This window comes from Blautia sp. St.27G3, from assembly GCF_059728505.1.
Genome location: NZ_BAAGFO010000001.1, coordinates 1,874,168 through 1,900,797, shown reverse-complemented (window position 1 = coordinate 1,900,797; position 26,630 = coordinate 1,874,168). Strand labels below are relative to the sequence as shown.

Below are 26,630 nucleotides of genomic sequence, written 5' to 3'. Positions count from 1 at the left end.
GAGAAAAAAGATGAAAGCATTAAGAAAACAGGAAGTATCAATTCAGGCAGCAGGTGAGTTTAAGGTTGGCGATCAGATTGAGATCGGAAAGTATACGGCGACCTGTCAGAAAGTTACTAAAAAGGGGGCGCTCTTTCTTCTGGACCAGTATCTTGATGAGCCTTTTAAGATGAATCGGGAGAACACGAACGAGGGCGGTTATGAGGCAAGTGATTTACGCACGGAGCTTCAGAAGAACAGTGTCCTGGCAATTTTTGAGTCCGTCAGGAATATGATGGTTCCTTTTAAGAACGGCGATCTGCTTCGTATCCCGTATGCGGAAGAATTCTTTGGTGATGTCGATGGTTACGAGTCAAGCGGCAAGAAACAATGGCCTCTTATGACAGACCGCAAGAATCGTATCGCAATCCGCGAGGGCGAAGCCTATGAGTGGGGATGGTTGCAGAACAAATTAGAGTTTTCTTCGGCTTCTTTCGCTCGTGTGGTCTACTATGGCTATGCGTACTACGACTGCGCCTCGGCCTCTCTCGGGGTTCGTCCGGTATTTCGGTTAGGTTAATCTCCGCCCCTTGTGGGCGGTTTTATATTTTTGCGCATTTAACAAACAAATCTAAAATGAAAAGGAGAAAAATTATGAAGGTAGCAAGAAAGGTGCAGTTCAAAACAAACGAAATCTGCGTAGGAGATCAGATCAATGTAAAGCTTCACGGCTTCGGCAGGTTTACGGCAACCGCCCAGAAGGTAACGGACAAGGGGATTCTCTTCCTGTTCGATGAGGTCGTTGCCCGGCATCCGATGAATGAATCCAATATCAATAAGGGCGGGTTCGATGGTTCGGACATGAAACGGTGGCTGAATGAAGTTGTTCTTCGGGCGTTCCCGGATAAGCTGAGAAACAAGGTGACGGAGATCACGCTTCCTACATACGGCGAGGTATTCGGTCATGACGATTTCTATGAAAACTTTGAGCCGGATAATGACGAGCAGTTTGAGATGATGAAGCGGCGCGGAAACCGTGTCTGCGACTTTGAAGATGACTGGTGCTGGTGGTGGCTCCGCAATGCTACAAAAGAAAGCGTTTCTTCGGCTTATTTCGCTTATGTGTACGCCGGTGGCACGGCGGGCTGCAACTCCGCCTCGTACTCTGGCGGGGTTCGTCCGGAGTTCTGGCTGGTTAGATAATCGCCGCCCCTTGTGGGCGGTTTATATTTTTGAAAGGAGAAACGTCACTTATGAACACAAAACCACTATCTAAGGCTCTCCGAAATATGGAGGATGCTCTTAGAAAACATAGCCCGGAAATACTTACCGGGATTGGTATTGCCGGAATGATTACAACAACAGTTCTGGCGGTACGGGCAACCCCTAAAGCCTTGATTTGTATTGAGGAGAAGAAAGAAGAACTTGAAACGGAGAAGTTAAGGCCGAAAGAGTTGGTTCTTGCCACATGGAGGTGTTATATTCCTGCAACGGCAATCGGTACGGCATCTATACTTTGCCTCATCGGAGCAAGTTCTGTAAATGTTCGTAGAAGAGCCGCGTTAGCAACAGCATACAGCTTATCGGAATCAGCATTCCGGGAGTATCAGGAAAAAGTTGTTGAGGCGATAGGCGACAAAAAAGAAGAAGCTATACGGGACTCGATTGCCAAAGAAAAGATTGAGCAGCATCCCGTAAGCACTCAGCAGGTTATCATAACAGAAAGAGGAAATACACTCTGCTACGACTCTGCATCTGGAAGATATTTTAGATCGGATATGGAAAAGCTGAAAAAAGCTGAGAATGAACTGAATCGACGGATGCGGGACGAAATGTTTATATCCTGGAACGATTTCAATTACGAAGTTGGCCTGCCACATATGAGTATGGGTGATGACCTTGGGTGGAACATCGATACCGGATATTTGGAACTCCGATTCAGTTCTCAGATTGCTGATGACGGAACACCTTGTCTGGTGATTGATTACCATGTTGAACCCAGATACGATTATCGTAACAACGGCTAACAGCTCGCAAATTTTACAAGCACTTTAATGGAGAGAACCACTAAATTTCTATTTTTGAAAGGAGAACAACAATGGAACCTAATGAAATGATGGTAAATGAAGAGGTAGTTGAAACAGCAACAGAAGCAACCGAGGAGATCGTGAAGAAGAGTTCTGGTAAGGGATTCAAGATTGCGGCTGGTGTTGGTTTGGCGATTGTGCTTGGCGGGTTAGCCATTAAGTACGTTGTCATTCCGACAGCAAACAAGATCAAGGCGAAGAAGCAGCAGGACTCTGACGTGATTGACGGTGAGTTTGAAGAAGTGGCTGATGACGACACCGAGCAGGGAACCAATGAGGAGGATTCTGAGGAGTAACTGAAGAACAGAATAATAGTCGTTCTGACTGAGGGGAAGCATCTGTAACAAGGTGCTTTCTCTTTTGTTGTTTGGAACGGACTGGAGGTGTTTTATGAACAGATATTGTTACAAGGGACCTGTCATGGAATTTGAACAGTGCGTTTCAAATAACTGGGAAGGGACTACCTATGCCGCATCTGAAAAGAAAGCAAGGAGCAATCTGGCTTATCAATATAAAAGGCAATACAACAAAATAGCCGCAACAAGAATAACTCTTCCGGGAAAACTGGTTGAGGTTTGGAAAGGAGAAAAATCATGAGCAAAATTGATTGTGATTGGATATTTGGTTTTGGGATGATGGTGGCTGGTCTTATCGGAGTTGGGTACGGACTCGGCGTCCATTGTAAGATGAAAAAGCTTTGCGAAAAGCTGGACACAACGATTGATGATTTGTCGAACGATGTTCCTATTGATATTCCAAAAGAGGTTATCGATCAGGCGGTAGAAAGAGCAGCCGAGAGACGGGCTCGTTATGCTGTAGATAACGCCGCGGCAGATATCATCAGTAAAATGAAGTCTGATATTCACAGTGAAGTATCCTCGGCTGTATCAGATGAGCGCAAGAAGATTTCGGAAAAGGTCACGGATACGATCGCAGAGAGGGTATCTAAGATTGATGAGGATGAGCTTCGCAAGGACGTTGTCAATAAGGCAAAGGAACAGATAGCTGCCAAATTTGACAATAAACTTGATGATATTTTAGCGGACTTCAACTCGAACCTCAGCAATGTTTCGAGAATTTACAGATCTATTGCGCAGACTATCGCCGGAACACAGAATGCGCGGGATGTAATGTTTAAAATGGTGTAGAAAGGAGAAGAACAATGGAACAGTACGGAGGGAACTCACACAAAATGAAAGATGAGCAAAAAGCTCTCCCCGAGAAATCATCAGAAGAAAAGAAAGTCGGAAAAGTCATCAGCGGTTCTGCTAAGTCTAAGAAAAAGGGCGAGATGCAGAAATTTGCAGATGTTTTCATTTCGGAAGATGTCGGCAATGTAAAATCTTATATTTTTATGGAGGTGCTTGTGCCGGCGGTGAAAAAGGCAATCTCCGACATCGTGACAAACGGCGTTGACATGATTCTTTACGGGGAAACCAGGCAGAAAAAGAATACAACAACGAAGGTTTCATACGGGAAGTATTATGGGAACAGCGGAGAGCAGGAACGCCGGAGCAGCAGCTACAGACAGTCCGGGCGAAACGGTTTCGACTACGATGAAATTATATTTGAAACCCGTGGTGATGCTGAGTCAGTTCTGGATGCTATGAATGAGATCATCAGCCAGTACGGGGTTGTGAGCGTTGGTGATTTGTACGATCTTGCAGACGTGTCTACAGATAACTTCGCAGTAAATAAATATGGCTGGACGGATATTGCTGGATGTAAGGCGGTTAGAGTGCGCGATGGTTATGTTCTTAAACTGCCGAAAGCATACCCGCTGAATTAGGAGGAAATGTGCAATGAAACAGGATATTTCTATGATGAAAGAAACCACGTTAAGGCGAGACCAGATTTTGGATACTGCCAAGATCATCATCAACGGCGAACGTGAGGGTACATACGGAAAGGCGGAGGACAGCTTTGCCTCTATCGGAGCGCTGTGGAGTGCGTATTTGAACTATAATGTCACTCCTACGGACGTTGCCAACATGATGATATTGATGAAGGTAGCTCGTAATGCGTCCGGCGTCTATAAGGAAGACAACTGGATTGATATTTGTGGATATGCCGCATTAGGCGGAGAAATTCAGGAAAAGGAGAATAAGCAGAAATGAAAAAAGATGAAATCATGAATAAGGTGAGCGGAGTTTTCGGTAATGTTAGCTTCAAGATGAAAAAGCACAGCCCAGAAATTCTTATGGCAGCGGGTGTTGCTGGTGTGATTGTGAGTGCCGTTATGGCGTGCAAAGCGACTCTTAAAGTCGATGCGGTCATGGATGAAACTAAAGAGAAGATGGATAAGATCCATACGGCAGAGGAGAATGGCACCACGGAGGCCGGAGAGGATTATTCCAAGGAAGATGCGAAGAAAGACACGGTGATTGTCTATGCACAGACCGGTCTCCAGCTTGCAAAGACGTATGCTCCTGCGGTTGCAATCGGGGCTTTATCGATCGCCAGCATTCTGGCATCTAACAATATTCTTCGTAAGAGGAATGTGGCATTGACAGCGGCTTATACAGTTCTTGATACCGATTTTAAGAATTACAGAAGTCGTGTGATCGAAAAGTTTGGTAAGGAGATTGACCGTGAACTGAAGTACAACATCAAAGCCGAAAAGGTATCGGCTACCGAGGTGGACGCGGAAACCGGAAAAGAGAAAAAGGTCAAGAAGAATGCCTTTGTGGTGAACCCGTCCGATGTAAGCGGGTATGCCCGGTTCTTCGAGAAGTACACGGTTGATGAGGACGGAAATTCGATCCTGAATCCCCACTGGGAGCCGAACAACGAATATAACATCATGTTCATCAAGGCGCAGGAGAACTATGCCAATGATCTGCTCAGGGCGAAAAAGCGTCTGTTTCTGAATGATGTATATGAGATGCTTGGACTTCCTCGCACCAAAGCAGGTCAGGTCGTGGGTTGGGTTTATGACAAAGACAATCCGGTCGGTGACAATTACGTTGATTTCGGACTGTATACGGACAATCTGAGCTATTCCGATTTTGCGAACGGACTCGATCCGGCGATTCTGTTGGATTTCAATGTTGACGGCAACATCTGGGAGATGATGTGAATGGATGGGCTCGATGGTATCGGTTCAGGAGACGATTGGTGCCGGGCAATGACAGACTATCCTTGTCTTGGCCCAAAAGAGATGAGGATAGTCTAATTATATTTTGAAGGGAGTTTTCACATGCGTAAAGTAACCATGATCGCTGCTCTTCTTTTATCGGTTATTATGTTTTTTCATAGTGATATCTCTGTGGAAGACGAAGTTGTGTATGCAGGTAATGTTACGGTGCATAATGTGGTTCCTGAACCTATATTTATCGATGCATCACCGATAGTAACTATAAAACCTTTGGAAGAAGAGGAAGAATCATTATTGCCATATGAGGATATTTCTTTGATTGCTCTCGTTACGATGGCAGAAGCCGAGGGCGAATGTGAAGATGGAAAACGTCTTGTAATCGATGCGATTCTCAACCGTATGGATTCCGAGCATTTCCCGGATAACGTTTACGATGTTATCTATCAGAGAAACCAATTCTCGTCAATCTGGAACGGACGTGTTGACCGGTGCGAAGTGAGGGATGATATTTGTCAACTCGTTGAAGAAGAATTACTGTCTCGCACAAATACCGATGTTATATTCTTCACAGCCGGGGAGTACAGCAAGTATGGCGTTCCAATGTTTCAACTAGGAAACCACTATTTTTCAAGCTATGAATGAAAGGAGAAAATTATGAGTAATTTTTTATCAGCAATCGTATCTTATACCCTTGCGGCGCTGGCCGGGGTTTGCTTTGTTGGGGGCGTTGCGCTCTTATCAGATGGCAGGAGGGTGTAAGATGATGGAAGGATTTGAAAGAACAATTTCTATATTGGATTATGTACTGGATACCCCTAAGAAAAGACACATCACCGGGGGTATCCTTTTGAGTGTGTCTATGTTGTTTACCGGGCTGGCACTCACGGTGATGACAATAAGAAGGGAGGACATGAGTGATGAGTAAAGTAACAGGACTTGTTATATTTGTCCTCGGAGCAGCGGCGGGTTCTGTCGTTACGTGGCAGTTTGCGAAAAAGAAATATGAGCGGATTGCCGAGGAGGAAATTAACTCTGTAAAAGAGATATTTTCAAAGCGAGAACAGAGCGGCGCTGATGTTGAAATAACCGTTGAACCGCAGCCGAGTACAGAGGCAAGGGTGGAGAAATTTGAAGCGAAGCCTGATATTTCCACCTATGCGGGGATATTGAGGAATGAGGGTTATGTACCGGAGGGAACAGAGATGGCGGAAAACAAGCCTTATGTAATCTCGCCGGATGAGTTTGGCGAGTTTGAAGATTACGACACAATAAGCCTTACATACTATGCGGATCAGGTTCTGGTAGATGATGGGGGCGACAAAATTGAGGATGTGGACGATGTAGTCGGCATGGAATCTTTGACTCACTTTGGTGAGTTTGAGGATGACTCTGTCTTTGTAAGAAATGACAGATTGAGATGCGACTACGAGATTCTTATGGACGAACGGACTTATTCTGAAGCCCAGAAAGAACGTCCGCACCAGAGGGAGGCATAAATGACAAGGAGCGAGCTGAATAACAAGTATTTTAAATGGATGTGCCAGCTCGTATTGGATCGGCGATATTTCAAAAGTCTGTCTTATCGTAAACTTTTACGGTTCCTGAATCGTGTGGAGTTTTCTTATACGATTCCTATGGACGGAAACCGTGAGGGCGATGGGATAGACTTACGATATCGTTTCGGTTACGAGAATTCATACGAGAATTCCGAAATCGCAACATATTTGGATAATCGGCCTTGTAGTGTTTTGGAGATGATGATCGCCCTCGCTATTCGTTGTGAAGAACATATCATGGATGATCCGGATATTGGCAACAGGACAGGCCAGTGGTTCTGGAACATGATTGTAAATCTCGGTTTAGGTTCTATGACGGACGCAAAGTTTGATGAGGATTATGCAAACGAAGTGATTGAACGGTTTCTGAATCGGCGATATGCACGGAATGGCGAGGGCGGTTTGTTCACCGTAGAGCATTGCAGCCGGGATTTGCGAACGGTTGAGATTTGGTATCAGATGTGCTGGTATCTGGATCAATTTGTATGAGTTTGGAGGTACCGAATGGCACATGGAGATGTATACAAATGGTTTGAATTATATTTTCCGCAATATGCAGGTGAGAAGACAGAAGTATGGTTTCCGAATGGTAAGAACAGTATACGTGTGAGACAGACAAATAAACAGGAATTTGTGTTCACCTGTAACGGAAAAGATGACTGGAGGTTTGAAACGGTCAAAAGCTTTATCAATGGAGGAAAGGAGAAAAGGTAATGAAATGATCGACTTTTTAACGATTTCGACACGTAGTAAAAAGCGTGGTGTTATAGAAATCTATCCAAAGTTCATTATCAAGAAAAGCGGCGATCTTATGATAAGAGGCGGTGATTTCTACGCTATCTGGATTGAAGAACGCGGTTTATGGTCTACGGATGAGCAGGATGCGTTACAGCTCATCGACCGCGAACTGGATAGATATGCTGAAGAGAACCGCCAACGCTTTGACTCCGATATTATCAAAGTCCTTCATATGTGGGATGCTGAGTCCGGCATGATTGATTCGTGGCATAAATATTGCCAAAAGCAGTTAAGGGATTCTTTCCATATGCTGGACGAGAAACTTATATTTTCAAACACGCCTACAAATAAAAAAGATTACGCCAGTAAAAAGCTGAACTATCCGCTTGAAGCTGGCGATTTGTCTGCTTACGATAAGCTGATGTCTGTATTATATTCCGAGGAAGAAAGGCGCAAAATTGAATGGGCGATTGGCTCTGTTGTATCCGGTGATTCAAAGAAATTGCAGAAGTTTATGGTTTTATACGGAGCAGCCGGAACAGGTAAGTCTACTGTTCTGAATATCATTCAGCAGCTTTTCGAGGGATATTATTCCGTGTTTGACGCTAAGGCTCTTGGTTCTGCCAGCAATTCATTTGCATTGGAGGCATTTAAGAGCAATCCTCTTGTAGCAATTCAGCACGATGGCGATTTGTCGCGGATAGAGGACAACACAAGGCTGAACAGCTTGGTCTCTCATGAGTTAATGACAGTAAATGAAAAGTTCAAATCCACTTACGCCAATCGGTTTAAGTGTTTTCTTTTTATGGGTACAAATAAGCCGGTGAAGATTACGGATGCGAAATCAGGTCTTATTAGAAGACTGATTGATGTATCTCCGAGCGGCAATAAGCTGAATCCAAAGGAGTACAAGACTATCGTAAAACAGGTTGGGTTTGAACTTGGTGCGATTGCGTACCACTGTCAGGAGGTATATTTGAGTGACCCTGGTATGTTCGATGATTATATTCCGATAAGTATGCTCGGGGCATCGAATGATTTTTACAACTATATTATCGATTCATACCATGTGTTCAAGAGAGAGGACGGGACAACTTTAAAAGCGGCTTGGGAAATGTATAAGACTTACTGCGATGAAGCAAAGGTTTTATATTCTCTGCCGCAAAGGGCATTTAAGGAAGAACTCAAGAATTATTTCAGGAACTATGACGAACGGTTTAATCTTGACGATGGTTCAAGAGTTCGCAGTTACTATTCCGGGTTTAGATCAGACAAATTTGAACCCGAAAAAAAGCCGGGAGGTGAAAATCAGAAATCAAAACCAAATTCCTGGTTATCTTTTAACGATGCCAGGGAGTGTCCAAACATATTTGATAAACAATGTGAGGAATGTCCCGCCCAGTATGCCACAGCCAAGGAAACTCCTACTGGGAAATGGGACGATTGCAAAACGTATCTTTCGGAACTTGATACATTCAAACTTCATTATGTTAAAGTTCCGGAGAATCACATAGTTATCGACTTTGATATTCCCGATAAGGATGGCAATAAATCCTTTGAAAAGAATTTTGAAGCGGCAAGTAAATGGCCGCCGACTTATGCAGAGTTGAGCAAGAGCGGAGCCGGTATTCATCTGCATTATATTTATACTGGCGATCCGGCAATGTTAAGTCGAATATACGATGACCATATAGAAGTTAAGGTGTTCAGTGGCAAGAGTTCTCTTAGACGTAAATTGTCGAAGTGTAATGATTTGCCTATCGCAACGATTAGCTCTGGTTTACCGATGAAAGGAGAAAACAAGATGGTAAATTTTGATGCGATTAAAAGCGAGAAAGGGCTTAGAACACTTATTAAGCGTAATCTGGAGAAAGAAATACACCCCGGAACTAAGCCCAGTATCGATTTTATCTACAAAATACTGGAGGATGCATATGCCAGTGACCTGAATTATGACGTTACAGATATGCGAAATGCGGTATTAGCTTTTGCAGCCAGCAGCACCAATCAGGCAGACTACTGTATCAAGCTTGTCAATAAGATGCAGTTCAAGTCTGCGGATACATCTGTTGGCGTTAAGAACGATGATGCAAAACTTATATTTTATGATGTGGAGGTATTTCCGAACCTGTTTCTCGTAAACTGGAAGATTGAGGGTGAGGGAAAGCCTGTTGTAAGGATGATTAACCCGACACCTACCGAAATCGAGGAATTGATGAGGTTCCGGCTGGTTGGTTTTAACTGCCGGCGCTACGATAACCATATTTTATATGCGAGGCTGATGGGTTATACGAACGAGCAGCTCTATAATTTGTCTCAGAAAATTGTCGGGGCGAAGAAAGGCGCTAACCGCGATTGTTTCTTTGGTGAAGCATATAATGTGTCTTATACGGACGTGTACGATTTCGCTTCTGCCGGGAATAAAAAGAGCCTGAAAAAGCTGGAAATCGAGATGGGTAACATTTCTGAAAAAGAACTGGAAAAGAAAGGCTTCTCAGATACGGAAATTCGCATCATAAAGGCGGGGACACATCATCAGGAGTTGGGACTTCCGTGGGATGAGCCGGTTCCTGAAGAACTTTGGACTAAGGTTGCCGAGTATTGTGATAACGATGTTATTGCAACAGAGGCAACCTTTGTTTATTTGAAAGCGGACTGGACGGCTAGGCAGATTCTGGCTGATTTGGCAGGCATGACGGTCAATGACACAACAAACACGCTCACAACCAAGATTATATTTGGCAATGAGCGGAAGCCACAAGACCAATTCCATTATCGGAATCTCGCGGAGCCGGTGCATAACATTGATGCTGAAACCTATAATTTCCTGGCAGAAGCTTGCCCTGAGATGATGGAGCAAACGCATGGTGAAGCAGGAAGTCTTCTTCCATATTTTCCGGGATATACCTTTGAAAACGGGAAGTCCGTGTATCGTGAAGAGGAAGTTGGAGAAGGCGGATATGTATATTCCGAGCCTGGTATGCACGGAAATGATGCGTTGTTGGATATTGCTTCTATGCATCCGCACAGTGCGATTGCCGAGGTTCTGTTTGGTGTAAAATTCACAACGGCGTTCCGTGATATTGTTGAGGGGCGTGTCAGCATCAAGCATGAGGCATGGGATATCGTGAACAAGATGCTGGATGGCAAGCTCACGCCTTATATTCAGAAAGTAATAAATGGCGAAATGACATCTAAGCAGCTTGCAGATGCTTTGAAGACAGCTATCAATTCGGTTTATGGTCTGACCTCGGCATCCTTTGAGAATGCGTTCCGCGATCCGAGAAACATTGACAATATTGTGGCGAAGCGTGGCGCTTTGTTCATGGTAGACTTGAAGCATGAGGTACAGAAACGCGGGTACACGGTTGCTCACATTAAGACAGACTCTATCAAGATCCCCGATGCAACACCGGAGATTATCCAGTTTGTCATGGATTTTGGTAAGAGGTATGGCTATACATTTGAACACGAGGCTACATACGACAGAATGTGTCTGGTAAATGATGCTGTTTATATTGCCAGATATAGGGATGAAAATGGCGACCTCGGTAAATGGACGGCGACGGGAACGCAGTTTCAGGTTCCATACGTCTTTAAGACCTTGTTCAGCAAGGAAGATATTCTCTTTGAGGATATGGCGGAAACGAAAGAGGTCAAGACGGCAATATATTTGGATATGAACGAAGGACTTCCGGATGTAACAGAATTTGAAAAGCAGTTCGCAAAGGCAGAGAGTGACTACAAAAAGGGACTGTTATCAGATACAACTTTCGAGAAAATTTGTGCGGAGCTTCAGCCGGAAATCGACAAGGGGCATAACTATCGTTTCATCGGGAAGGTTGGTCGTTTCTGTCCGGTTAAACCTGGTACTGGAGGCGGTGTGCTTCTCAGAGAACAGAACGGCAAGTATTATGCGGTAACTGGCTCGTCAGGGTTCCGTTGGCTTGAAGCAGAAATGGTTCGTGAGCTGAATAAGGAAGAAGACATTGACCGGTCTTATTATGACAAGCTTGTGGATGAAGCGGTAAAGACTATCTCGGAGTATGGAGATTTCGAGTGGTTTGTATCAGATGATCCGTATGTCAAGGAGCTTGGAGCAAACGATGCGGATGTTGATATTCCTGAACCTTGGCTGCCGCCGTGCGGCGATATGAAGTACGCTACGTGTTTTGACTGTCCGAAGTTCCATGACGACCAGTTCCACATGGATTGTGACCTTGGGTATGATATTTCCGAAATTGTCGCAAAGCGGGAATTTATGAATCCACCCGATGATGAGGAAGGTCTGCCCTTTAACTAAATAAAAAAAAAGAAAAGGAGAACGAAAAAATGGCTAACAGAGTAAACGACAATATTATCATGGAGAATGCGAGAATTATATTCAGGAACTTCTCTGGAAAAGAATCCAAGTATAACCGCAAAGGCAGCCGGAACTTCTGCGTAATCATTGATGATGTGGAGTTGGCGAATAAACTTGATGATGAGGGCTGGAATATCCGCAGACTTGAGCCCCGTGAGGAGGGGGACGAGCCGAAGTATTATCTTCAGGTGCAGGTGAGCTACGAGAACATCCCGCCCAAGGTATATATGGTTACCAGAAAGACCAAGACTCTGCTGGATGACGAGTCGATTGCTTCCTTGGATTATGCGGAGATCCGCAATGTCGATTTGACCATCAGACCGTATAACTGGGAAGTTAATGACAAGACCGGCGTTAAGGCATATTTGAAGACGATGTATGTGACCATCGAAGAAGATGAGTTTGCCGACAAGTATGATTCCATGGAAGGGCCGGACGAGGTTCCGTTTAACTGATGCTGAGTGAGAGGGTTGTTGCTTAAAAATGGTAGCCGCCCTCTTTTTATATTTGAAAGGAGGACCTGAAAATGAACGAATTATTTAATTGCTTATATTTAGGGAGAGAGAAAGGACTCGACGTAAAAGTAATTGTGAACGATAGAGTAATACCAATCATAGTTACAAATATGGAAACAAGTAGTCTTTCTTATGAACAGAGGATAAAAATAAAGCTGGACGGAATTATTGAACAGTATTCTTCTATGGAAAGCGGGGTATCTAATATTCCTTTCGATATGATGTATGAAAAAGTCATATTTAATGAGCCTGCTACTATTGTTATCTGGAAAGACGGGAGCAAAACAGTTGTGAAGTGCCAGAAAAACGATGAGTATGATCCTGAGAAAGGGCTGGCTCTTTGCTTCATGAAAAAGGCGCTCGGCAATAAAGGAAATTTTAATAACATACTGAAGAAGGAATTGCCGCTCGAATAGCTGCCATGTAACGAAAGGAGAAATTATGCCATTTTGGAAGAAAAAGAAGTCGAAACAGCAGAAATCTACAGCCAAAGAAAAACCCGCTGTTGGTCCGGTAAAACCAAAACAGAGACCGTCTTCTCTTCCGCCCAAGTACGAACCACCGAAGATGCCAGATTATATTTTGAAAAAAGAAGATGCTTTGAAGACGGCCATTAACCAAGTTTATGGTTCTAAGTCCGAAAAAGCCGTCACACCTTCAACAGTTCAGCAGAAAAACTCGGATACAAGAAAAGAATTTCTAAGAGTGTTCGGACGGCTTACTACTCGTCACAGAGCATGGGATGTGTGGAGAGACTTTGTCGTAATGTTTGCTTGTTCTTTATCTAATCCGGTTGATAAGAGCCACTATGATGAGCGGGAGAAAAGATATTTGAAAATCATCAATAAGTACAACAGAGAAGAACAGCAACTGTTTCCTGAACTTGCCGCTCATACGGTCATGGCTTTGGAAGAAAATCCAGAGCAGGACTTTTTGGGCGGCATTTTTATGGAACTTGGTTTGGGTGATGGCAAGAATGGTCAATTCTTCACTCCATACCATATTTGTGACCTTATGGCTAAGATTACCGTTGATGATGTTTCAAAAGAAATCGAGGAGAAAGGCTATGTCACAATTCACGATCCGTGCTGCGGAGCAGGAGCTACATTGATTGCTGGTGTTCATGAAGTCAGGCGGCAATTAGAAAAAATGAATCTTAATTACCAGAACCATGTTCTTGTGGTAGCACAGGATATTGATGAGGTTGTTGCACTGATGTGTTATATTCATCTCTCGCTTCTTGGTGTAGCCGCATACATCAAGGTCGGAGACGTGTTTTGCGATCCGATTAGAGAGGGTGATTCAACTGAAAACTACTGGTTTACTATGATGTACTTTTCAGATGTTTGGCAGACCAGACTGTTGATTCGTAGAATGGATGATATTTTGAAAGGAGAAAATAAAGATGATAAACATTAAAGGATTGAATAAAGCAAAGGTGCTTGCTGCATTATATAATGCTTCAAAACCGTTAGGGTTGGGGATTCTTCAGTATGACCCTAAAGATATGTCAGAGAAAGAAGCCGCTGAACTTTTAAAAGAACAGTCTTACTTTGACTACTTGAAAGGGCGAGTTATGAAGGTGGATCTTTCATCAGACAACGAATTTGACGAGTGGCTGTATGATCGTGATAACGGTATCGGAGCAGCAAAAGAAGCTATAAATGCTATTTTGAAGGAAGATGTTATTGTAATCAAACAGACACCCAAATTTGAACTCGGTCGAGTTGTAACAACTATCGGTGTTGATACGAAAATGAAAGAGGATTCCTCATTTAAAAATTTCGTTCAGGTTTCGCTCGGCAGATATAGCCAGTGTGACTGGGGCGACACCTGTAATGAGGACAAGCAAACAGCAGATGAGTCTTTGAGAGACGGCGAACGGATTCTTGCGGTTTATGAACACAAGAACTCCAATACCAAGATTTGGATTATTACGGAATGGGATAGAAGCGTTACTACTATCCTGTTTCCTGATGAATATTGATATTTTGAAGGAGGGCGACAGGAGCCATGGGACTTGAATTATATGATTACCAAATGAAAGCTGTTAATCAGATGAAAAACGGCTGCATTCTTTGCGGTGATGTCGGTTCTGGTAAATCAAGAACGGCTCTTGCGTATTACTTCTTTCTGAATGGTGGGGAACTTCTTGGCGGTGTTGCCGGCGATAACTATATGCCGATGGGAGATCCGCCTATGGATTTGTACATTATCACAACTGCCAGAAAACGGGATACTTGCGAATGGGAGGGTGAACTATCACCCTTCCTTCTTTCTATTAACAGAGAAGTAAATTTGTATAGTAATACGGTAATCGTCGATTCGTGGAACAACATCAAAAAATACGAAGACATCACAGAAGCCTTTTTTATATTTGATGAACAGAGGGTCGTTGGCTCTGGGGCATGGGTAAAATCATTCCTAAAGATAGCGAGAAACAATCAATGGATTTTGCTCTCGGCTACTCCTGGAGACACCTGGCAGGATTATATTCCCGTTTTCATTGCCAATGGATTTTATAAGAATCGGACTGAGTTCACCAGAGAGCATATTGTTTATAGCCGCTTCAGTAAGTTCCCGAAAGTGGATCGGTATTTAAACACCGGGAAGTTGATACGGCATAGAAATGATATTTTGGTAAACATGGATTTCAGACGAACCACGGTTTCTCATCATGAAGATGTTGTCGTTTCATATGACATTGAGATGTATAAAGATGTTGGACGAACCAGATGGAACCCATATAAGAATGAACCAATTCAGAATGCTGGCGGTCTTTGTTATATTTGGCGAAAGATAGTCAACACAGCAGAATCACGACAGGTAGCTCTGTTGGAGATTCTCGAAAAGCATCCACGGGCAATTATATTTTACAACTTCGATTATGAGTTAGAATTGCTCAAAACTCTCTTTTGTCCATGTGATAGAGATTATGAGAAATGCACTAATGAACCATGTTCAGGAAATTGTATGAAAGTGGCTGAATGGAATGGTCATTGTCATCAGCCAGTTCCTGATGGAGAAGCATGGGTATATCTGGTCCAGTACAATGCCGGAGCTGAAGGGTGGAACTGCGTCAAGACAGATACAATTATATTTTACTCACAGAACTACTCTTACAAGATTATGAAGCAATCTGCCGGGCGAATTGACAGACTAAATACGCCATACAAGGATTTGTATTATTATCATCTGAAATCGAAGTCTGGGATTGACCTTGCTATCGGCAGAGCTTTACGGGATAAGAAAGACTTCAACGAAAGCAGCTATGTGAAGTGGTAACACGCAGCATTTACAACCCCTTTAATGAAAGGAGAGTGATATTTTATGATTATTACTGAAATTCAAAAGAAAGAAATTGAGCAGCTTATTCCGGAGCATACAGAAGCTTTGGTTGCTTATGGCGCCGATATGTACAGACGTGGATTGATTACTGGGGCAGTATGGCTTGCTATTGGGGTTGGGTGCGGTTTTGTTATTACAGGATTAAAGGAAATCTATAAATATCAGAAATCTAAAAAAGAAAACGAAGAGGAGTCCTAACAAGGGCTCTTTCTTCTTGCATGGAAAGGAGAAGCAGGTGGAAAACAAATCGGATACTTTTCTTGCGAGTTTTGACTATACGCATGGGAATATTCCTGTGCTGATTGTCGGACGACGCGGGAAGGAAAAAGAAATTGACATTATTAACGCTTTTCAGGGAGATGAAGCGAAAGAACTGTATAAGAGATTAACGGAGAAGAGGGTGAGTGTATGACGTTTGCTAAATTTTGTGAAGCGATTGTTGGGCGCCCACTATTTGACTGGGAGAAGAAATGTGCCGGATTTTTGGAAGAACATCCAGACGCAAAACTGATACATCCGATAGCTCGTGGAAGTGCAAGGATGTCCTACCAGGAGCGTTTATCTATATTGTTTGCTTTGTATAAAGCTTGCGGAAAGGAGGAGAATTGTGAAACAACCGAAAAGATTGACACGGAAGCAGAAAGAATGCTTGACAGCGCATTGTCTTAATTGGAATGACTGGATGTTAGTTGAAGAAACGGATTTCTGCTACCGAGTTATTAACAAGAAGACCGGCGCCGTTAAAAGCGTTGACAAATTCAGGAGGAGATAAATGAAAATCTATACAAGTTATTTTGCTAACTTGAAAAACATTCCAGCGAACATTGTCCCGATTTCTATATCTCGGAAACCACCGAAAGGATATGGCGGGATGGAATACAAGCTACTTGCTCCTTTAAACGATTTATTGTCGGAATGGCATAGAAACCATAACGAAGCTGATTACCGTTTTAAGTTTGCTAAACAGTTGGTTTCGTTGGATGCGTCAAGAATTGTAGATGTACTGAACTATATCTCTGGTGGTCTGGATATCGTTCTGGTTTGTTATGAGAAACCTGAGAAGTTTTGTCATCGCCATTTGGTTGCCGAGTGGCTTAATAAACACGGATACGATGTTGAAGAATGGAAAGGAGAATGTTATGAGACCTGATGAAAAAGGGAAGAAGCTCGCCAATGATATTTTGGATTATGTGAATAACTTGGCGTGCAATGAAGAAATCTTTGCGAAGACTATTTGCGGTGCACACAGGACTTTGCAGCAGTCAGCGATGCGCCTCTTTATCGCCACAATTTGTAAGATGGCAGAAAATGATACGGATGCAAGAAATGAAGCATCTGTAGAACTGGCGAAGAAAATTGCAGAAATAGCAAAAGATCATTCGTTACCGCTGGTTTGATATTTTCAGTAAGGGTAGAAAGGAGAAAATTATGAGTTCGTATATTATTGCAGTAGATTTTGATGGTACAATTTGCGAAAACAAGTACCCAGCAATCGGTGAGCCGAGACGCAGCACAATTTCATATTTGAAGGAGAAGCAGAAAAAGGGAGCAAAACTCATCCTGTGGACTTGTAGGGTTGATGAGCTTCTTGACTCGGCTGTTAAATGGTGCCGCAACCAGGGATTGATATTTGACGCGGTGAATGAGAATTTGCCGGAGGTTGTTGCCGCGTTCGGAGGCGATACCAGAAAGATATTTGCCAACGAGTACATAGACGATCGGAACGGGAAACTTCCCGATGAATCTAAATCAAGTCTTCTGTCATGGGCAGAGCAGGAAGTAAAATTTGCCTGTGAACACGAAAGAGGCGACAAGCCTAAAGAAGAATGGGATTATGGGTGTGCCTGCTATGAATCTGCTTTAAAGGCTTTTAAAAGTCTCGAAGAAGATAACCACAGCGGGTTCAGTATTGGTTTTACAAAAGGAATTCTTAACCGTTTAATTGACGGTAAGCCGCTTTGTCCTATCGAGGATACGGAAGAAACATGGAGTCACATTGCCGATACAAGTGGACATCAGGGAGAAGAAGTGAATTATCAGTGTAAACGTATGAGCAGCTTGTTCAAATATGTTTACGCTGATGGGACGGTTAAGTATCGTGATATTGATCGTTTTATTATGGTTGAAACATTAACCAACACGATATGGCATTCCGGATTGGTAGACCAGGTTCTTGAAGAACTCTACCCGATCACTATGCCTTATATTCCCAGTGATACACCCTACAAGGCTATGTGCGAGGAGTATTTGACAGATCGCAAAAACGGCGACTTCGACACTGTTGGCATCCTGAATGTAATTGAACCGGACGGAAAGACGGTTGAAATTAACAGATATTTCAAGGATGTTCCGAATGGATGGGAAGAAATTGATCTGGAAGAGTTTAAGAACCGCCGGGCAATGCATTTTAAGCGGTTGCATTCGGAAATTCACGATAAACGAAAAGGAGAACAATCATGAATGATAGCGATTCTGTAAAGAAACTGATAATGGATTCGGCATGTAAAGTTGCTTTGGATGAACACTTAGACGAGGTGAATTTCAATTTAAAACCGCAAGAACACTCGTATAGGGACTGTATGACAGTAATCTTCGGGAAAGGGCGGAAAAGAATCAGTACCATCTTCATGATGGACGAGTTTTTAGACATGAAATCTGATTTGTATCCGATTGCGATCAGTTCTTATCTGAGAGAAATGGTTTACAAATTAAATGAAAAGGAGAAACAAGTATGAAAACTATTAAAGAAAACTGGAAAGTAATGTTGATCGTAGCAGCCGGAGTTGTGGCTGTTATTTTATTGTGTGTGTTTGGAGTGCAAAGCTCTCAGAACCAAGCTTTCGCTCTTGAAGAGCAGGTGAACACCGCTGAATCGGATATTAAGGTTCAGGAAAAGCGACGGGTGGATCTGATTTACAATTTGGCAGATTGCGTTAAGCAATACGATAAGCATGAAGCTGAAACGTTGGCGGCTATTGTCGAGGGGCGTGGCTCTGCCGGGGATATTGAAAACGCTACTACTGCTATTGCTGCTGTTTCTGAGGCATATCCGGAATTAAAAGCTGATGAGAACTATAGAGAACTTATGAATGAACTGGCTATGACTGAAAATCTTATCGCTGAGTACAGGAGCAACTATAACAAGCAGGTAAAAGCGTACAACCGTTATGTGAAAAAATTCCCGACAAGGATATTTCTGAATATGCTTGGGTATGAGAGGCAGAGCTATCAGTATCTGGATTACGAAGCCCCGGTTGATGCTCCACAAAATCTATTCGGGGAGGATTGACGTATGGGTTACTATCACGGGCATAGAAAAAGAGGGTTCGACTTCGGGGATTTTGAGATAACGAAGCGTGAAATTCTCGCAAGTGTATCTATTATAGCCGTAATGCTCCTGATCGGTGTTTTGATTTCTGGAAAGATTTCGGAGTACCAGATGGATAAAAACGAAATCTATAACAAGGCTGTAAAGATTCAAAGTTCTGATATTTTTGCCTATGGTATGCGAACCAATGTCGGTAATGCGTTTGTCTACGGTGATTTAAAAGCCGTAGACACCGTTACCTACCCGGAAATAGGCGGAGAATATATGTATGTAGAAAAAGTAGAAGAACGCTATGAGCGGCATGAAGAGTATGTGACTGAAGAAGATGATGAAGGAAACAAGCATAGAAAACTAAAAGTCTGGTATGAATGGGAAGTAGAAAACAGAGGGTCACAACATTCTTCAGAAATAAGTTTTCTTGATATTTCTTTCCCTTATGAAAAAATACGAATTCCTACAGATCAACACATAACCACTATTGAAGGCGATAAGGTTTGGAGTTGGGAATCTGGTGAACGAGTAAAAGTTAGATTTTGCTATTACGGCGTAGCAACACAATACACCGGAACAATATTCACAGAGTTAAAGAATAATACTATTTCGGACAACACACCCTTTTATGAAAATAAAACGATTGACGAAACAGTAGAGTTGCTGGAATCCAACGGCGGAACAATTATATTTTGGGTGCTATGGATTATCTTTATCGGTGTATGTGTATACGGCTTCTATTATCTGGATAACCGATGGTTAGATTGAAAGGGGTGTAAAATGCCTGATATAAAGAACTGCACAACTTGCTCCAATGCTATATTTTGTAAAACATGGGGTGAGTACAAGTGCAAAGAGCGAAAAGAATGGATACCTGATACGGATGAGGGAGTCTACTGCGGATTATATTCCAAAGGGACTCCCTCAACTGATTGTCACTGTGAAACGTGTGAGGAAAGGAGAATTTAGGAATGGATGTTTGGAGATGCCGGTTTCAGCAAGAACCGATAGACAATAGACCTCATTTTATATTTGGCGGTAGAGGAAACGGAAAAACAACAAGACTTATAAAAGAAGCTTCCGAAACCGACGGAGTTATTGTTTGTCCTACGCTTAAAACGGCCGATCATATTTGTCACTTGGCGTGGGAACTTAAATGTAACATTCGTAGACCAATCACTTATGAGGAAGCATTTGGTCCTTATGATGACAGAAAAGCAATTCATTATTTTGACAATTACGGAATCGAGTTGTGTAATATTCTTCGCAGGAAACTCGGCACGTTTGAACGCTACAAAACCGAAACTATAATTATTGACGAGGATTCTATTAAATCCTTAAACGATATGTTGGACGGACTTAAAGTCAGCGATATGGATGGCCGTGAATTGAGATTTAAAATAGAGGTTTTAGGGAGGAACGAGAGCGATGATTAAAATTGAAAATTTTGAGGTAATGGGATGGGAACATGTTATCCGTGGTATGCGAAACCCGATGAATAGTTGGAATAAGTCTGACAGCGGTATCTGCAAAGGTGGTGAAGATGGAATCGGCTGCGAACATTGCGCAGTAGAGATACCTTGTACCCATGCATATGACCATTCATGGCAGCTCGGCAAGGCAGATCATGAACTGATGATGAAGCTGGCAAAAGCCGGTTCAGTTCACGGAAAATTCCGCCGGATGATTGCCGTATATGTAGATATTACGGCTCCATTGTATTGGTGGAAGGAGTTTGATACGTACAAAATCGGTACGGTTGCCAACTCCTGCTCCACAATGCACAAAATTCATGCAAAGGAGTTTACGCTGGAGGATTTCAGTTGCGAGCATCTGTCTTGTTGGGGTGCGGCTCCGAGAGGTAACACTGATGGAGATTTGATGGATGAGAAAGTCAGCGACTTTATGTATGATTACATGGGCGCATTGATGGCCACTATTGTCGCTCTTAACAGCGCCAGAGAGCAGTTCCTGAAGCGGCAGGATAAACGATACTGGTGGCAGATGATTCAGCTTCTTCCCAGCTCTTACAACCAGAAACGGACGGTGATGCTGAACTATGAAGTTCTGTCTGGTATTTATATTTACCGTAAGAATCACAAGCTGGATGAATGGCGGGAGTTTTGCCATTGGATCGAGCAGCTTCCGTACAGTGAGATTATTACGTGTAATGTGGAGGAACCGACCGAATGAAAATAGTTAAAGAATATCTATGCAACGATAGAACACCAACAATCGATGAACTAAAAAAATCTATCAATATCGCTAATGCCGATGATTGCGTGGTTAAGTTGAATTGGTTTTTTTCCTCATAATGGATGGCACAATATGTATATTACCAAAGATATGACTTTGGAAGATTGCAAAAGTAAACTTCCAAAAAAATATTCAGTGTAGATAGGTGGAGAATAATGAACTGGCGAGATTTTGATAATAAGCAGTTAGAAATGCAGATGAAAGATTTAAAACGCTGCATCGAAATACAAGCCGAACGACCGCTTACAGTTCGAGAGAAGGATTGGTTTAATCTTCGATATGACAGAGGAAGTATTCGATGTGGGTCGCGCTCTTATAGAAGCGGGCTTATATCATCTCTCGACAGAGCAATTAAGCGTTTGGAAAAGGAAATGACAAGTGACGAACTTCGTCGCGTGAAAGGAGAATAGCAATGCTTAAATTATTAACAGATTGTGATAAATGTATGTACAAGCGAGTGTGCAAATATTATGGACATCCCAAACAGGCTATGGAGAAATTGAAAAATACTACATATGGTGATGGACCGAATGATGATTACGGATGGGATACTATGATGGAGCATGAACATGTGGATATTTCGTTTTCCTGCCCGGATTATCAGGAGCAAAAACCGACACCCAAAGGCTTTGCTTAATTTACGGAGGAAAGTTGATTGAGAATTGAAGGAAAATTATCGTCATTAACGAATGGATTAGTTAATCCAAAAGAGATTCTTGGAAAACCGATAAAACTTTTTGGTACTTTTCAAATTGGTGAAATAACCGAAATTGACGAAGAAAAAGATTTATATTTTGGAGAAGTCTCGGACGAGGCTATTGGAGAAGTAATGCTGAATAATCCAGAAATGTCTATTGGGTTTTGTTTCAGTGAATGTAATAAAAGAGACTACCAACAAGGTGGTTATCAGCCAACAAAAATGCAAGAATACTTCTTAAAAAAGAATCGAGGTGATAAAATTTGAGCGCACAGTATGATTTATATTTACAGCAGCATCGCGCTAATGTTTACAAAGGCTTCGAGTGGATTCGTGAGAATCTCCCAGAGCTTTTAGTAAATGAAGACGGTGCTGGATGGCAGACAGAATTTGCGCATGATGCTTCTAAGAATGAGAAAGACGAATATGAAGCTTATGACGCATATTTCTATGGAGGAAACAGGTCTTATAAGGTGATGGAGAACTACAGACGGGCTTGGCTTTTACACCTGCATCGTAATCCTCATCACTGGCAGCACTGGGTTCTCATCAACGATGACCCGAAAGAGGGCGAGATTGCTCTGGATATGCCCTACAATTATATTCTTGAAATGATTTGTGATTGGTGGGCATTTAGCTGGTCAAAAGGAAAGCTGTTTGAAATCTTCGATTGGTACGATGAGCATAAGGCTTATATAAAACTGAGCGATGCTACCAGAAAAACGGTGGAGGATATTCTTGACAAGATGAGAGTCAAGCTCTCTGAAATCTCTACGGGAGGAACAGAGAAATGATGTCAGGAATAATTGAACAAATTAGTAGAGAAATAGCATCTCAATATGACGAGCAAATCGAGAAGGCATTGAACCGATGTGGATTTACAATGCAATACTGTATAGAACATCCGGAAGAATTTTTGTGGATTAGAGATGCCATCAATCCGATGAATGGACAGTTACAATGGCTGGGTCAAGATTTATTCTCTGTTACCCAGTCTCTAAATTATGATGAGCAACATAATAAATATGTTGTAGAAGTAAATATTGAGTTTGCGGAAGGAGTGACAAAACATGAAGATACTTGAAATGATTGATAATCCAGTTTTGTGGTTTGTAATTGGGTTGCTGTTAAGTATTATTTTTAGAGATCGAGGAGGAAAACAAAAATGACATTTGTACAGATTGTAATTGCGTTTCTTATTGTCTATATTTGTGTCTATGCGCTGATTAACCGGGTATGTCAGTGTATTGAGCACTGTGCAACGGCCAAAGCATATTCCAAATTCAGAGAAAGCGGAATGCAGTTAAAGATGGATGACATTGAGGCCGGTATCCAAAAAGCCAACAAAGAAAAAGAACATGTTAAGGAGATAATCTAAGCAATACCTTGAGAGCCGCGTAACAACGGCTCTTTCTTTTGTCAAAATTTAAGGAGATAGGTTATGTTTAAACGAGAATTATTGAAAAATAAGCTCTACGGAGCTGTTATGATAGGTTTAGGGGCGTTGTCTGTACCCATCGAGTGGGATGCAACATTCTTTTTATTTACGTTGATGGCTGGTGGCGGACTGATATTTTCAAAGGAGAACTGGATTTTATGAACTACCAAAAAATCACACCAATCAGTATTGCAGACGGTATCGGATGCAGAGTAGTTTTGTGGGTATCTGGATGTGAACATAACTGCTACAACTGCCATAATCCTGATACGCACGACCCAACATCAGGATATTTGTTCGACGAGGATGCAGAAACAAGGCTTTTTGACTTGCTGAAACCGAGTTATATTTCTGGTTTAACATTCAGTGGCGGAGATCCTCTACATCCGCTTAATCGAGCTGAGGTCACCCGGCTGGCAAGGCGACTCAAAGCTGAAATGCCGGAGAAAACTATCTGGCTTTACACAGGTTATATTTATGAGGAAATTTGTGGTTTGGAAGTGCTACGATTTGTAGACGCATTGGTAGACGGACCATACATAGAATCACAAAGATGTGTTGGTAAATTCTATGGAAGTACAAACCAGAGAATTATCGCATTAAATACAACTCCTTTAATGGAAGGAGAGTGATATTTTATGAAGAAACAAATAAACCCTATATTCTATGCTATTTGGAAGTATCATCTAGCAATGATTGATTTATGTAACATTCGGCAATCTCTTGGCTGTATTAGCGATAAGAAAGCTGAAGAGTCAAATAAAAAGCATTGTATGGGTGCTATCAAAAGTGCATATTTTGGAGGATTTGCTTCTGATAAAGTGAATCAAATGTTTTCAAATGAGGAGTCCTAACAAGGGCTCTTTCTTTTTCTAAAAAATAAGAACGGAGGCGTATAACATTGATTACAAAAATCATCAAACGGGACGGAACAGAGGTTGCGTTCGATGCTGAAAAGATATTTAACGCAATATCAAATGCAAATGCGGAGGTCAGTGCAGAGGAACAGCTTAACAATGTTGGACTCCAAATCACTACGCAGATGATTGTCGAGCAGCTCAATAAGTTTAAAAGGGCTGTTGAGGTTGAGGAGATTCAGGAGATTGTTGAAACTGAGTTGATGAAAATGAAAGCTTACGAAGTAGCAAAGCGTTATATTCGCTACCGCTACGACCATAAGCTGAAGCGTGAATCGGATACCGATAAAAAGGTAATGTCTCTTGTGGAGTTTCAGAACGAAGCTGTCAAGCAGGAGAACAGCAACAAAAATCCGGAAATCATTCCTACACAGAGGGATTATATTGCCGGAGAGATTTCCAAGGATATTACTATGCGGCGCCTGCTTCCTGAAAATGTCGTAAAGGCTCATGAAGACGGACTCATTCACTTTCACGATGCCGATTACTTCATTCAGCACTCTCATAACTGCTGTCTCGTAAATCTGGAGGACATGCTTCAAAACAGCACTGTGATATCCGGTACACTTATCGAGAAGCCCCACATGTTCAGCACAGCTTGTAACATCGCTACGCAGATCATCGCTCAGGTGGCAAGCTCTCAGTATGGCGGGCAGTCCATCAGTCTGGCTCACCTTGCACCTTTTGTGAACGATACCAGAGAACGGTTCAGAAAAAAGTATTCTGATCTTTTACAATGGGGAGATTCTATACGTCGGTATAATGATTTCATCGAAAAACTGGTTCGTGATGATATTACCAAAGGGGTTCAAACCATCCAGTATCAGGTCGTTACGTTGATGACAACAAACGGGCAGGCTCCATTCATTACGGTGTATATGGATATTAACGAAGCTAAGAATGAGCAGGAGCAGAAAGATCTCGCCAATATTATAGAAGAAGTTCTGAAGCAACGTATTCAGGGTGTAAAGAATGAAACCGGTACCTGGATCACGCCAGCATTTCCGAAACTCATATATGCTCTGGATGAAAACAATGTGGAGCCAGATTCAGAATTCTTCTATCTTACAGAGCTTGCGGCTCAGTGTACGGCCAAGAGAATGGTGCCGGATTATATTTCTAACAAAATTGAGCGGGAGCTGAAGAACGGAGATACTTACACCTGCATGGGCTGTCGTTCGTTTCTTACACCGGACAGAACTACAGAAAACTACTCAAAATGCAACAACTGGAAAGCCGGTCACAAATACTACGGACGATTCAATCAGGGTGTGGTGACAATCAATCTTCCGGATGTGGCGTTAAGTTCTCATAAAGACTTTGCCCTTTTTGATGATATTTTGAGAGACCGTCTCGATAATATCTGCTATCCAGCACTTATGGCACGGCACAACCGTTTGAAAGGCACCCCGTCAAATATTGCTCCGATTCTTTGGCAGCATGGAGCATTGGCAAGATTGGATAAGAATGAGACAATCGATGAGCTGCTCTACCATGGATATTCTACCATTAGCCTTGGCTATGCCGGTTTGTATGAATGTGTGAAGTGTATGACTGGTGAGTCTCACACAGCCGGCGGTAAGAACTTTGCTATCCATGTGATGGAGATGCTGAATGAGCATACAGCACAGTGGAAAGCTGAAACAGATATTGACTTCTCTTTGTATGGTACCCCACTGGAAAGCACTACATACAAGTTTGCCAAGTGCTTGCAGAAACGTTTCGGCATCATCGAGGGAGTCACAGACAAGAATTATATTACTAACAGCTACCACGTTCATGTTACTGAGCCTATAGACGCTTTTACAAAGTTGTCTTTTGAATCCGAATTCCAGGCACTCAGTCCTGGCGGAGCAATCAGCTATGTGGAAGTGCCTAATATGTCCCATAACATCCCTGCGGTTCTCTCTGTCATTCGTTATATTTACGACAACATCATGTATGCCGAGTTGAATACGCGCAGCGATTATTGTCATGTCTGTGGTTTTGATGGAGAGATAAAAGTGGTTGAAGACGATGGAAAGCTTGTATGGGAATGCCCGGTTTGTGGAAACCGTGACCAGAGCAAAATGAATGTAGCTCGGAGAACTTGCGGTTACATCGGAACCAACTTTTGGAATCAGGGAAGAACTCAAGAGATTTCCGAAAGGGTTTTACATTTATAAGGAAAGGATTGATGTTTTATGAGGTTTGTAGTGATTGGGGCGTTATGTCTTATTGTCGCTTTTGGTATAGTTATGGTGATTAAGGCGGTTAATGAGGCAGCAGTATTCATGGATGATTCGTTTCGTTGGGGAAACGGAAGAGATTATTAAGGAGG

Annotated in this window: 43 protein-coding genes; all 43 read left to right on the top strand. The window is 42.5% G+C overall.

Features of this window, described 5'->3' with window-relative positions; all coding sequences use genetic code 11:
* The first annotated feature begins 10 nt into the window (after nt 1-10).
* The 43 genes from AC6I2O_RS08965 (at nt 11) to AC6I2O_RS08755 (ending at nt 26,625) form a co-directional block, all read left to right on the top strand.
* The gene (locus AC6I2O_RS08965) at nt 11-559 is read left to right on the top strand and encodes a hypothetical protein (RefSeq protein WP_497742423.1); all 549 of its coding nucleotides are present in this window, start codon (nt 11-13) and stop codon (nt 557-559) included.
* A gap of 74 nt (nt 560-633) precedes the next feature.
* Entirely contained in the window at nt 634-1,182 is a 549-nt protein-coding gene (locus AC6I2O_RS08960; protein WP_497742422.1) for a DUF6273 domain-containing protein, read from the top strand.
* Between the two features lie 50 nt (nt 1,183-1,232).
* A complete protein-coding gene (locus AC6I2O_RS08955) occupies nt 1,233-2,006 on the top strand; it encodes a DUF6353 family protein (RefSeq protein WP_279115303.1) in 774 nt (257 codons plus the stop codon).
* A gap of 71 nt (nt 2,007-2,077) precedes the next feature.
* Nucleotides 2,078-2,362: a hypothetical protein gene (locus tag AC6I2O_RS08950; RefSeq protein ID WP_279115305.1), complete on the top strand. Its 285-nt coding sequence runs from the start codon at nt 2,078-2,080 to the stop codon at nt 2,360-2,362.
* A 94-nt stretch (nt 2,363-2,456) separates the two neighbouring features.
* Nucleotides 2,457-2,663, top strand: a complete 207-nt coding sequence (locus AC6I2O_RS08945) for a hypothetical protein (protein ID WP_289620657.1) — start codon at nt 2,457-2,459, stop codon at nt 2,661-2,663.
* Nucleotides 2,660-3,214: a hypothetical protein gene (locus AC6I2O_RS08940; protein ID WP_288878275.1), complete on the top strand. Its 555-nt coding sequence runs from the start codon at nt 2,660-2,662 to the stop codon at nt 3,212-3,214. Before AC6I2O_RS08945 ends, AC6I2O_RS08940 begins: the two co-directional genes overlap by 4 nt.
* A gap of 14 nt (nt 3,215-3,228) precedes the next feature.
* Nucleotides 3,229-3,855 carry a hypothetical protein gene (locus tag AC6I2O_RS08935; RefSeq protein ID WP_279115311.1) on the top strand — a complete coding sequence of 209 codons (627 nt, stop codon included), beginning with the start codon at nt 3,229-3,231 and terminating at the stop codon, nt 3,853-3,855.
* A 13-nt stretch (nt 3,856-3,868) separates the two neighbouring features.
* Nucleotides 3,869-4,183 (top strand): DUF6378 domain-containing protein, encoded by a 315-nt coding sequence (locus tag AC6I2O_RS08930; protein ID WP_289620659.1) that lies wholly within the window; start codon nt 3,869-3,871, stop codon nt 4,181-4,183.
* Nucleotides 4,180-5,145: a DUF6353 family protein gene (locus AC6I2O_RS08925; RefSeq protein ID WP_289225497.1), complete on the top strand. Its 966-nt coding sequence runs from the start codon at nt 4,180-4,182 to the stop codon at nt 5,143-5,145. Before AC6I2O_RS08930 ends, AC6I2O_RS08925 begins: the two co-directional genes overlap by 4 nt.
* 120 nt (nt 5,146-5,265) lie before the next feature.
* A complete protein-coding gene (locus AC6I2O_RS08920; protein ID WP_288878277.1) occupies nt 5,266-5,805 on the top strand; it encodes a cell wall hydrolase in 540 nt (179 codons plus the stop codon).
* Nucleotides 5,806-5,923: 118 nt separating this feature from the next.
* Nucleotides 5,924-6,088 (top strand): hypothetical protein, encoded by a 165-nt coding sequence (locus AC6I2O_RS08915; RefSeq protein ID WP_288878278.1) that lies wholly within the window; start codon nt 5,924-5,926, stop codon nt 6,086-6,088.
* Nucleotides 6,081-6,659 (top strand): hypothetical protein, encoded by a 579-nt coding sequence (locus AC6I2O_RS08910; RefSeq protein WP_288878279.1) that lies wholly within the window; start codon nt 6,081-6,083, stop codon nt 6,657-6,659. The genes AC6I2O_RS08915 and AC6I2O_RS08910 overlap by 8 nt, the downstream gene beginning before the upstream one ends.
* The gene (locus AC6I2O_RS08905) at nt 6,660-7,208 is read left to right on the top strand and encodes a hypothetical protein (RefSeq protein ID WP_288878280.1); all 549 of its coding nucleotides are present in this window, start codon (nt 6,660-6,662) and stop codon (nt 7,206-7,208) included. It begins immediately after the preceding gene.
* A gap of 15 nt (nt 7,209-7,223) precedes the next feature.
* Complete coding sequence (locus tag AC6I2O_RS08900; protein WP_289602558.1) at nt 7,224-7,433, top strand: hypothetical protein; 210 nt, start codon at nt 7,224-7,226, stop codon at nt 7,431-7,433.
* 4 nt (nt 7,434-7,437) lie between these two features.
* The gene (locus AC6I2O_RS08895; RefSeq protein WP_497742421.1) at nt 7,438-11,760 is read left to right on the top strand and encodes a DUF5906 domain-containing protein; all 4,323 of its coding nucleotides are present in this window, start codon (nt 7,438-7,440) and stop codon (nt 11,758-11,760) included.
* 29 nt (nt 11,761-11,789) lie between these two features.
* Entirely contained in the window at nt 11,790-12,275 is a 486-nt protein-coding gene (locus AC6I2O_RS08890) for a hypothetical protein (RefSeq protein WP_288878283.1), read from the top strand.
* A gap of 71 nt (nt 12,276-12,346) precedes the next feature.
* The gene (locus tag AC6I2O_RS08885) at nt 12,347-12,751 is read left to right on the top strand and encodes a hypothetical protein (protein WP_288878284.1); all 405 of its coding nucleotides are present in this window, start codon (nt 12,347-12,349) and stop codon (nt 12,749-12,751) included.
* Between the two features lie 25 nt (nt 12,752-12,776).
* Nucleotides 12,777-13,754, top strand: a complete 978-nt coding sequence (locus AC6I2O_RS08880; RefSeq protein ID WP_288878285.1) for an N-6 DNA methylase — start codon at nt 12,777-12,779, stop codon at nt 13,752-13,754.
* On the top strand, nt 13,741-14,322 hold the full coding sequence (locus tag AC6I2O_RS08875) for a hypothetical protein (RefSeq protein ID WP_288878286.1): 582 nt from the start codon (nt 13,741-13,743) through the stop codon (nt 14,320-14,322). Before AC6I2O_RS08880 ends, AC6I2O_RS08875 begins: the two co-directional genes overlap by 14 nt.
* Nucleotides 14,323-14,348: 26 nt before the next feature.
* On the top strand, nt 14,349-15,620 hold the full coding sequence (locus AC6I2O_RS08870; RefSeq protein ID WP_288878287.1) for a DEAD/DEAH box helicase family protein: 1,272 nt from the start codon (nt 14,349-14,351) through the stop codon (nt 15,618-15,620).
* Nucleotides 15,621-15,665: 45 nt separating this feature from the next.
* Nucleotides 15,666-15,881: a hypothetical protein gene (locus tag AC6I2O_RS08865; RefSeq protein ID WP_288878288.1), complete on the top strand. Its 216-nt coding sequence runs from the start codon at nt 15,666-15,668 to the stop codon at nt 15,879-15,881.
* Between the two features lie 37 nt (nt 15,882-15,918).
* Nucleotides 15,919-16,095 (top strand): hypothetical protein, encoded by a 177-nt coding sequence (locus AC6I2O_RS08860; RefSeq protein WP_288878289.1) that lies wholly within the window; start codon nt 15,919-15,921, stop codon nt 16,093-16,095.
* Complete coding sequence (locus AC6I2O_RS08855) at nt 16,092-16,352, top strand: hypothetical protein (RefSeq protein WP_288878291.1); 261 nt, start codon at nt 16,092-16,094, stop codon at nt 16,350-16,352. Before AC6I2O_RS08860 ends, AC6I2O_RS08855 begins: the two co-directional genes overlap by 4 nt.
* On the top strand, nt 16,291-16,455 hold the full coding sequence (locus AC6I2O_RS08850) for a DUF6906 family protein (protein ID WP_434532885.1): 165 nt from the start codon (nt 16,291-16,293) through the stop codon (nt 16,453-16,455). The genes AC6I2O_RS08855 and AC6I2O_RS08850 overlap by 62 nt, the downstream gene beginning before the upstream one ends.
* Nucleotides 16,456-16,833 (top strand): DUF488 family protein, N3 subclade, encoded by a 378-nt coding sequence (locus AC6I2O_RS08845; RefSeq protein ID WP_288878292.1) that lies wholly within the window; start codon nt 16,456-16,458, stop codon nt 16,831-16,833.
* Nucleotides 16,823-17,080: a hypothetical protein gene (locus tag AC6I2O_RS08840; RefSeq protein ID WP_288878293.1), complete on the top strand. Its 258-nt coding sequence runs from the start codon at nt 16,823-16,825 to the stop codon at nt 17,078-17,080. Before AC6I2O_RS08845 ends, AC6I2O_RS08840 begins: the two co-directional genes overlap by 11 nt.
* Nucleotides 17,081-17,111: 31 nt before the next feature.
* A complete protein-coding gene (locus AC6I2O_RS08835; protein WP_288878294.1) occupies nt 17,112-18,143 on the top strand; it encodes a hypothetical protein in 1,032 nt (343 codons plus the stop codon).
* Nucleotides 18,140-18,418, top strand: a complete 279-nt coding sequence (locus AC6I2O_RS08830) for a hypothetical protein (protein ID WP_288878295.1) — start codon at nt 18,140-18,142, stop codon at nt 18,416-18,418. The genes AC6I2O_RS08835 and AC6I2O_RS08830 overlap by 4 nt, the downstream gene beginning before the upstream one ends.
* Entirely contained in the window at nt 18,415-18,972 is a 558-nt protein-coding gene (locus AC6I2O_RS08825) for a LemA family protein (RefSeq protein ID WP_288878296.1), read from the top strand. The genes AC6I2O_RS08830 and AC6I2O_RS08825 overlap by 4 nt, the downstream gene beginning before the upstream one ends.
* A gap of 3 nt (nt 18,973-18,975) precedes the next feature.
* Nucleotides 18,976-19,770 carry a hypothetical protein gene (locus AC6I2O_RS08820; RefSeq protein WP_288878297.1) on the top strand — a complete coding sequence of 265 codons (795 nt, stop codon included), beginning with the start codon at nt 18,976-18,978 and terminating at the stop codon, nt 19,768-19,770.
* Between the two features lie 203 nt (nt 19,771-19,973).
* Nucleotides 19,974-20,438 carry a hypothetical protein gene (locus tag AC6I2O_RS08815; protein WP_288878298.1) on the top strand — a complete coding sequence of 155 codons (465 nt, stop codon included), beginning with the start codon at nt 19,974-19,976 and terminating at the stop codon, nt 20,436-20,438.
* On the top strand, nt 20,431-21,195 hold the full coding sequence (locus tag AC6I2O_RS08810; RefSeq protein ID WP_288878299.1) for a hypothetical protein: 765 nt from the start codon (nt 20,431-20,433) through the stop codon (nt 21,193-21,195). Before AC6I2O_RS08815 ends, AC6I2O_RS08810 begins: the two co-directional genes overlap by 8 nt.
* Nucleotides 21,196-21,413: 218 nt before the next feature.
* Nucleotides 21,414-21,668, top strand: a complete 255-nt coding sequence (locus tag AC6I2O_RS08805; protein WP_497742420.1) for a hypothetical protein — start codon at nt 21,414-21,416, stop codon at nt 21,666-21,668.
* Between the two features lie 2 nt (nt 21,669-21,670).
* The gene (locus AC6I2O_RS08800) at nt 21,671-21,895 is read left to right on the top strand and encodes a hypothetical protein (RefSeq protein WP_288878300.1); all 225 of its coding nucleotides are present in this window, start codon (nt 21,671-21,673) and stop codon (nt 21,893-21,895) included.
* A gap of 18 nt (nt 21,896-21,913) precedes the next feature.
* Nucleotides 21,914-22,222, top strand: coding sequence for a hypothetical protein (locus AC6I2O_RS08795; protein WP_288878301.1), 309 nt, complete (start codon nt 21,914-21,916; stop codon nt 22,220-22,222).
* On the top strand, nt 22,219-22,749 hold the full coding sequence (locus AC6I2O_RS08790; protein ID WP_288878302.1) for a DUF5662 family protein: 531 nt from the start codon (nt 22,219-22,221) through the stop codon (nt 22,747-22,749). Before AC6I2O_RS08795 ends, AC6I2O_RS08790 begins: the two co-directional genes overlap by 4 nt.
* Nucleotides 22,746-23,039 carry a hypothetical protein gene (locus AC6I2O_RS08785; RefSeq protein WP_288878303.1) on the top strand — a complete coding sequence of 98 codons (294 nt, stop codon included), beginning with the start codon at nt 22,746-22,748 and terminating at the stop codon, nt 23,037-23,039. Before AC6I2O_RS08790 ends, AC6I2O_RS08785 begins: the two co-directional genes overlap by 4 nt.
* 81 nt (nt 23,040-23,120) lie before the next feature.
* Nucleotides 23,121-23,333: a hypothetical protein gene (locus AC6I2O_RS08780; RefSeq protein WP_289620667.1), complete on the top strand. Its 213-nt coding sequence runs from the start codon at nt 23,121-23,123 to the stop codon at nt 23,331-23,333.
* Nucleotides 23,334-23,396: 63 nt separating this feature from the next.
* Nucleotides 23,397-23,555 carry a hypothetical protein gene (locus tag AC6I2O_RS08775; protein WP_288878304.1) on the top strand — a complete coding sequence of 53 codons (159 nt, stop codon included), beginning with the start codon at nt 23,397-23,399 and terminating at the stop codon, nt 23,553-23,555.
* Nucleotides 23,552-24,025, top strand: a complete 474-nt coding sequence (nrdG, locus tag AC6I2O_RS08770; protein WP_288878305.1) for an anaerobic ribonucleoside-triphosphate reductase activating protein — start codon at nt 23,552-23,554, stop codon at nt 24,023-24,025. Before AC6I2O_RS08775 ends, nrdG begins: the two co-directional genes overlap by 4 nt.
* 6 nt (nt 24,026-24,031) lie before the next feature.
* Nucleotides 24,032-24,247 carry a hypothetical protein gene (locus AC6I2O_RS08765; RefSeq protein WP_288878306.1) on the top strand — a complete coding sequence of 72 codons (216 nt, stop codon included), beginning with the start codon at nt 24,032-24,034 and terminating at the stop codon, nt 24,245-24,247.
* A gap of 47 nt (nt 24,248-24,294) precedes the next feature.
* A complete protein-coding gene (gene nrdD, locus AC6I2O_RS08760) occupies nt 24,295-26,475 on the top strand; it encodes an anaerobic ribonucleoside-triphosphate reductase (protein ID WP_497742419.1) in 2,181 nt (726 codons plus the stop codon).
* An 18-nt stretch (nt 26,476-26,493) separates the two neighbouring features.
* Nucleotides 26,494-26,625 carry a hypothetical protein gene (locus tag AC6I2O_RS08755; protein WP_497742418.1) on the top strand — a complete coding sequence of 44 codons (132 nt, stop codon included), beginning with the start codon at nt 26,494-26,496 and terminating at the stop codon, nt 26,623-26,625.
* Nucleotides 26,626-26,630: the final 5 nt, after the last annotated feature.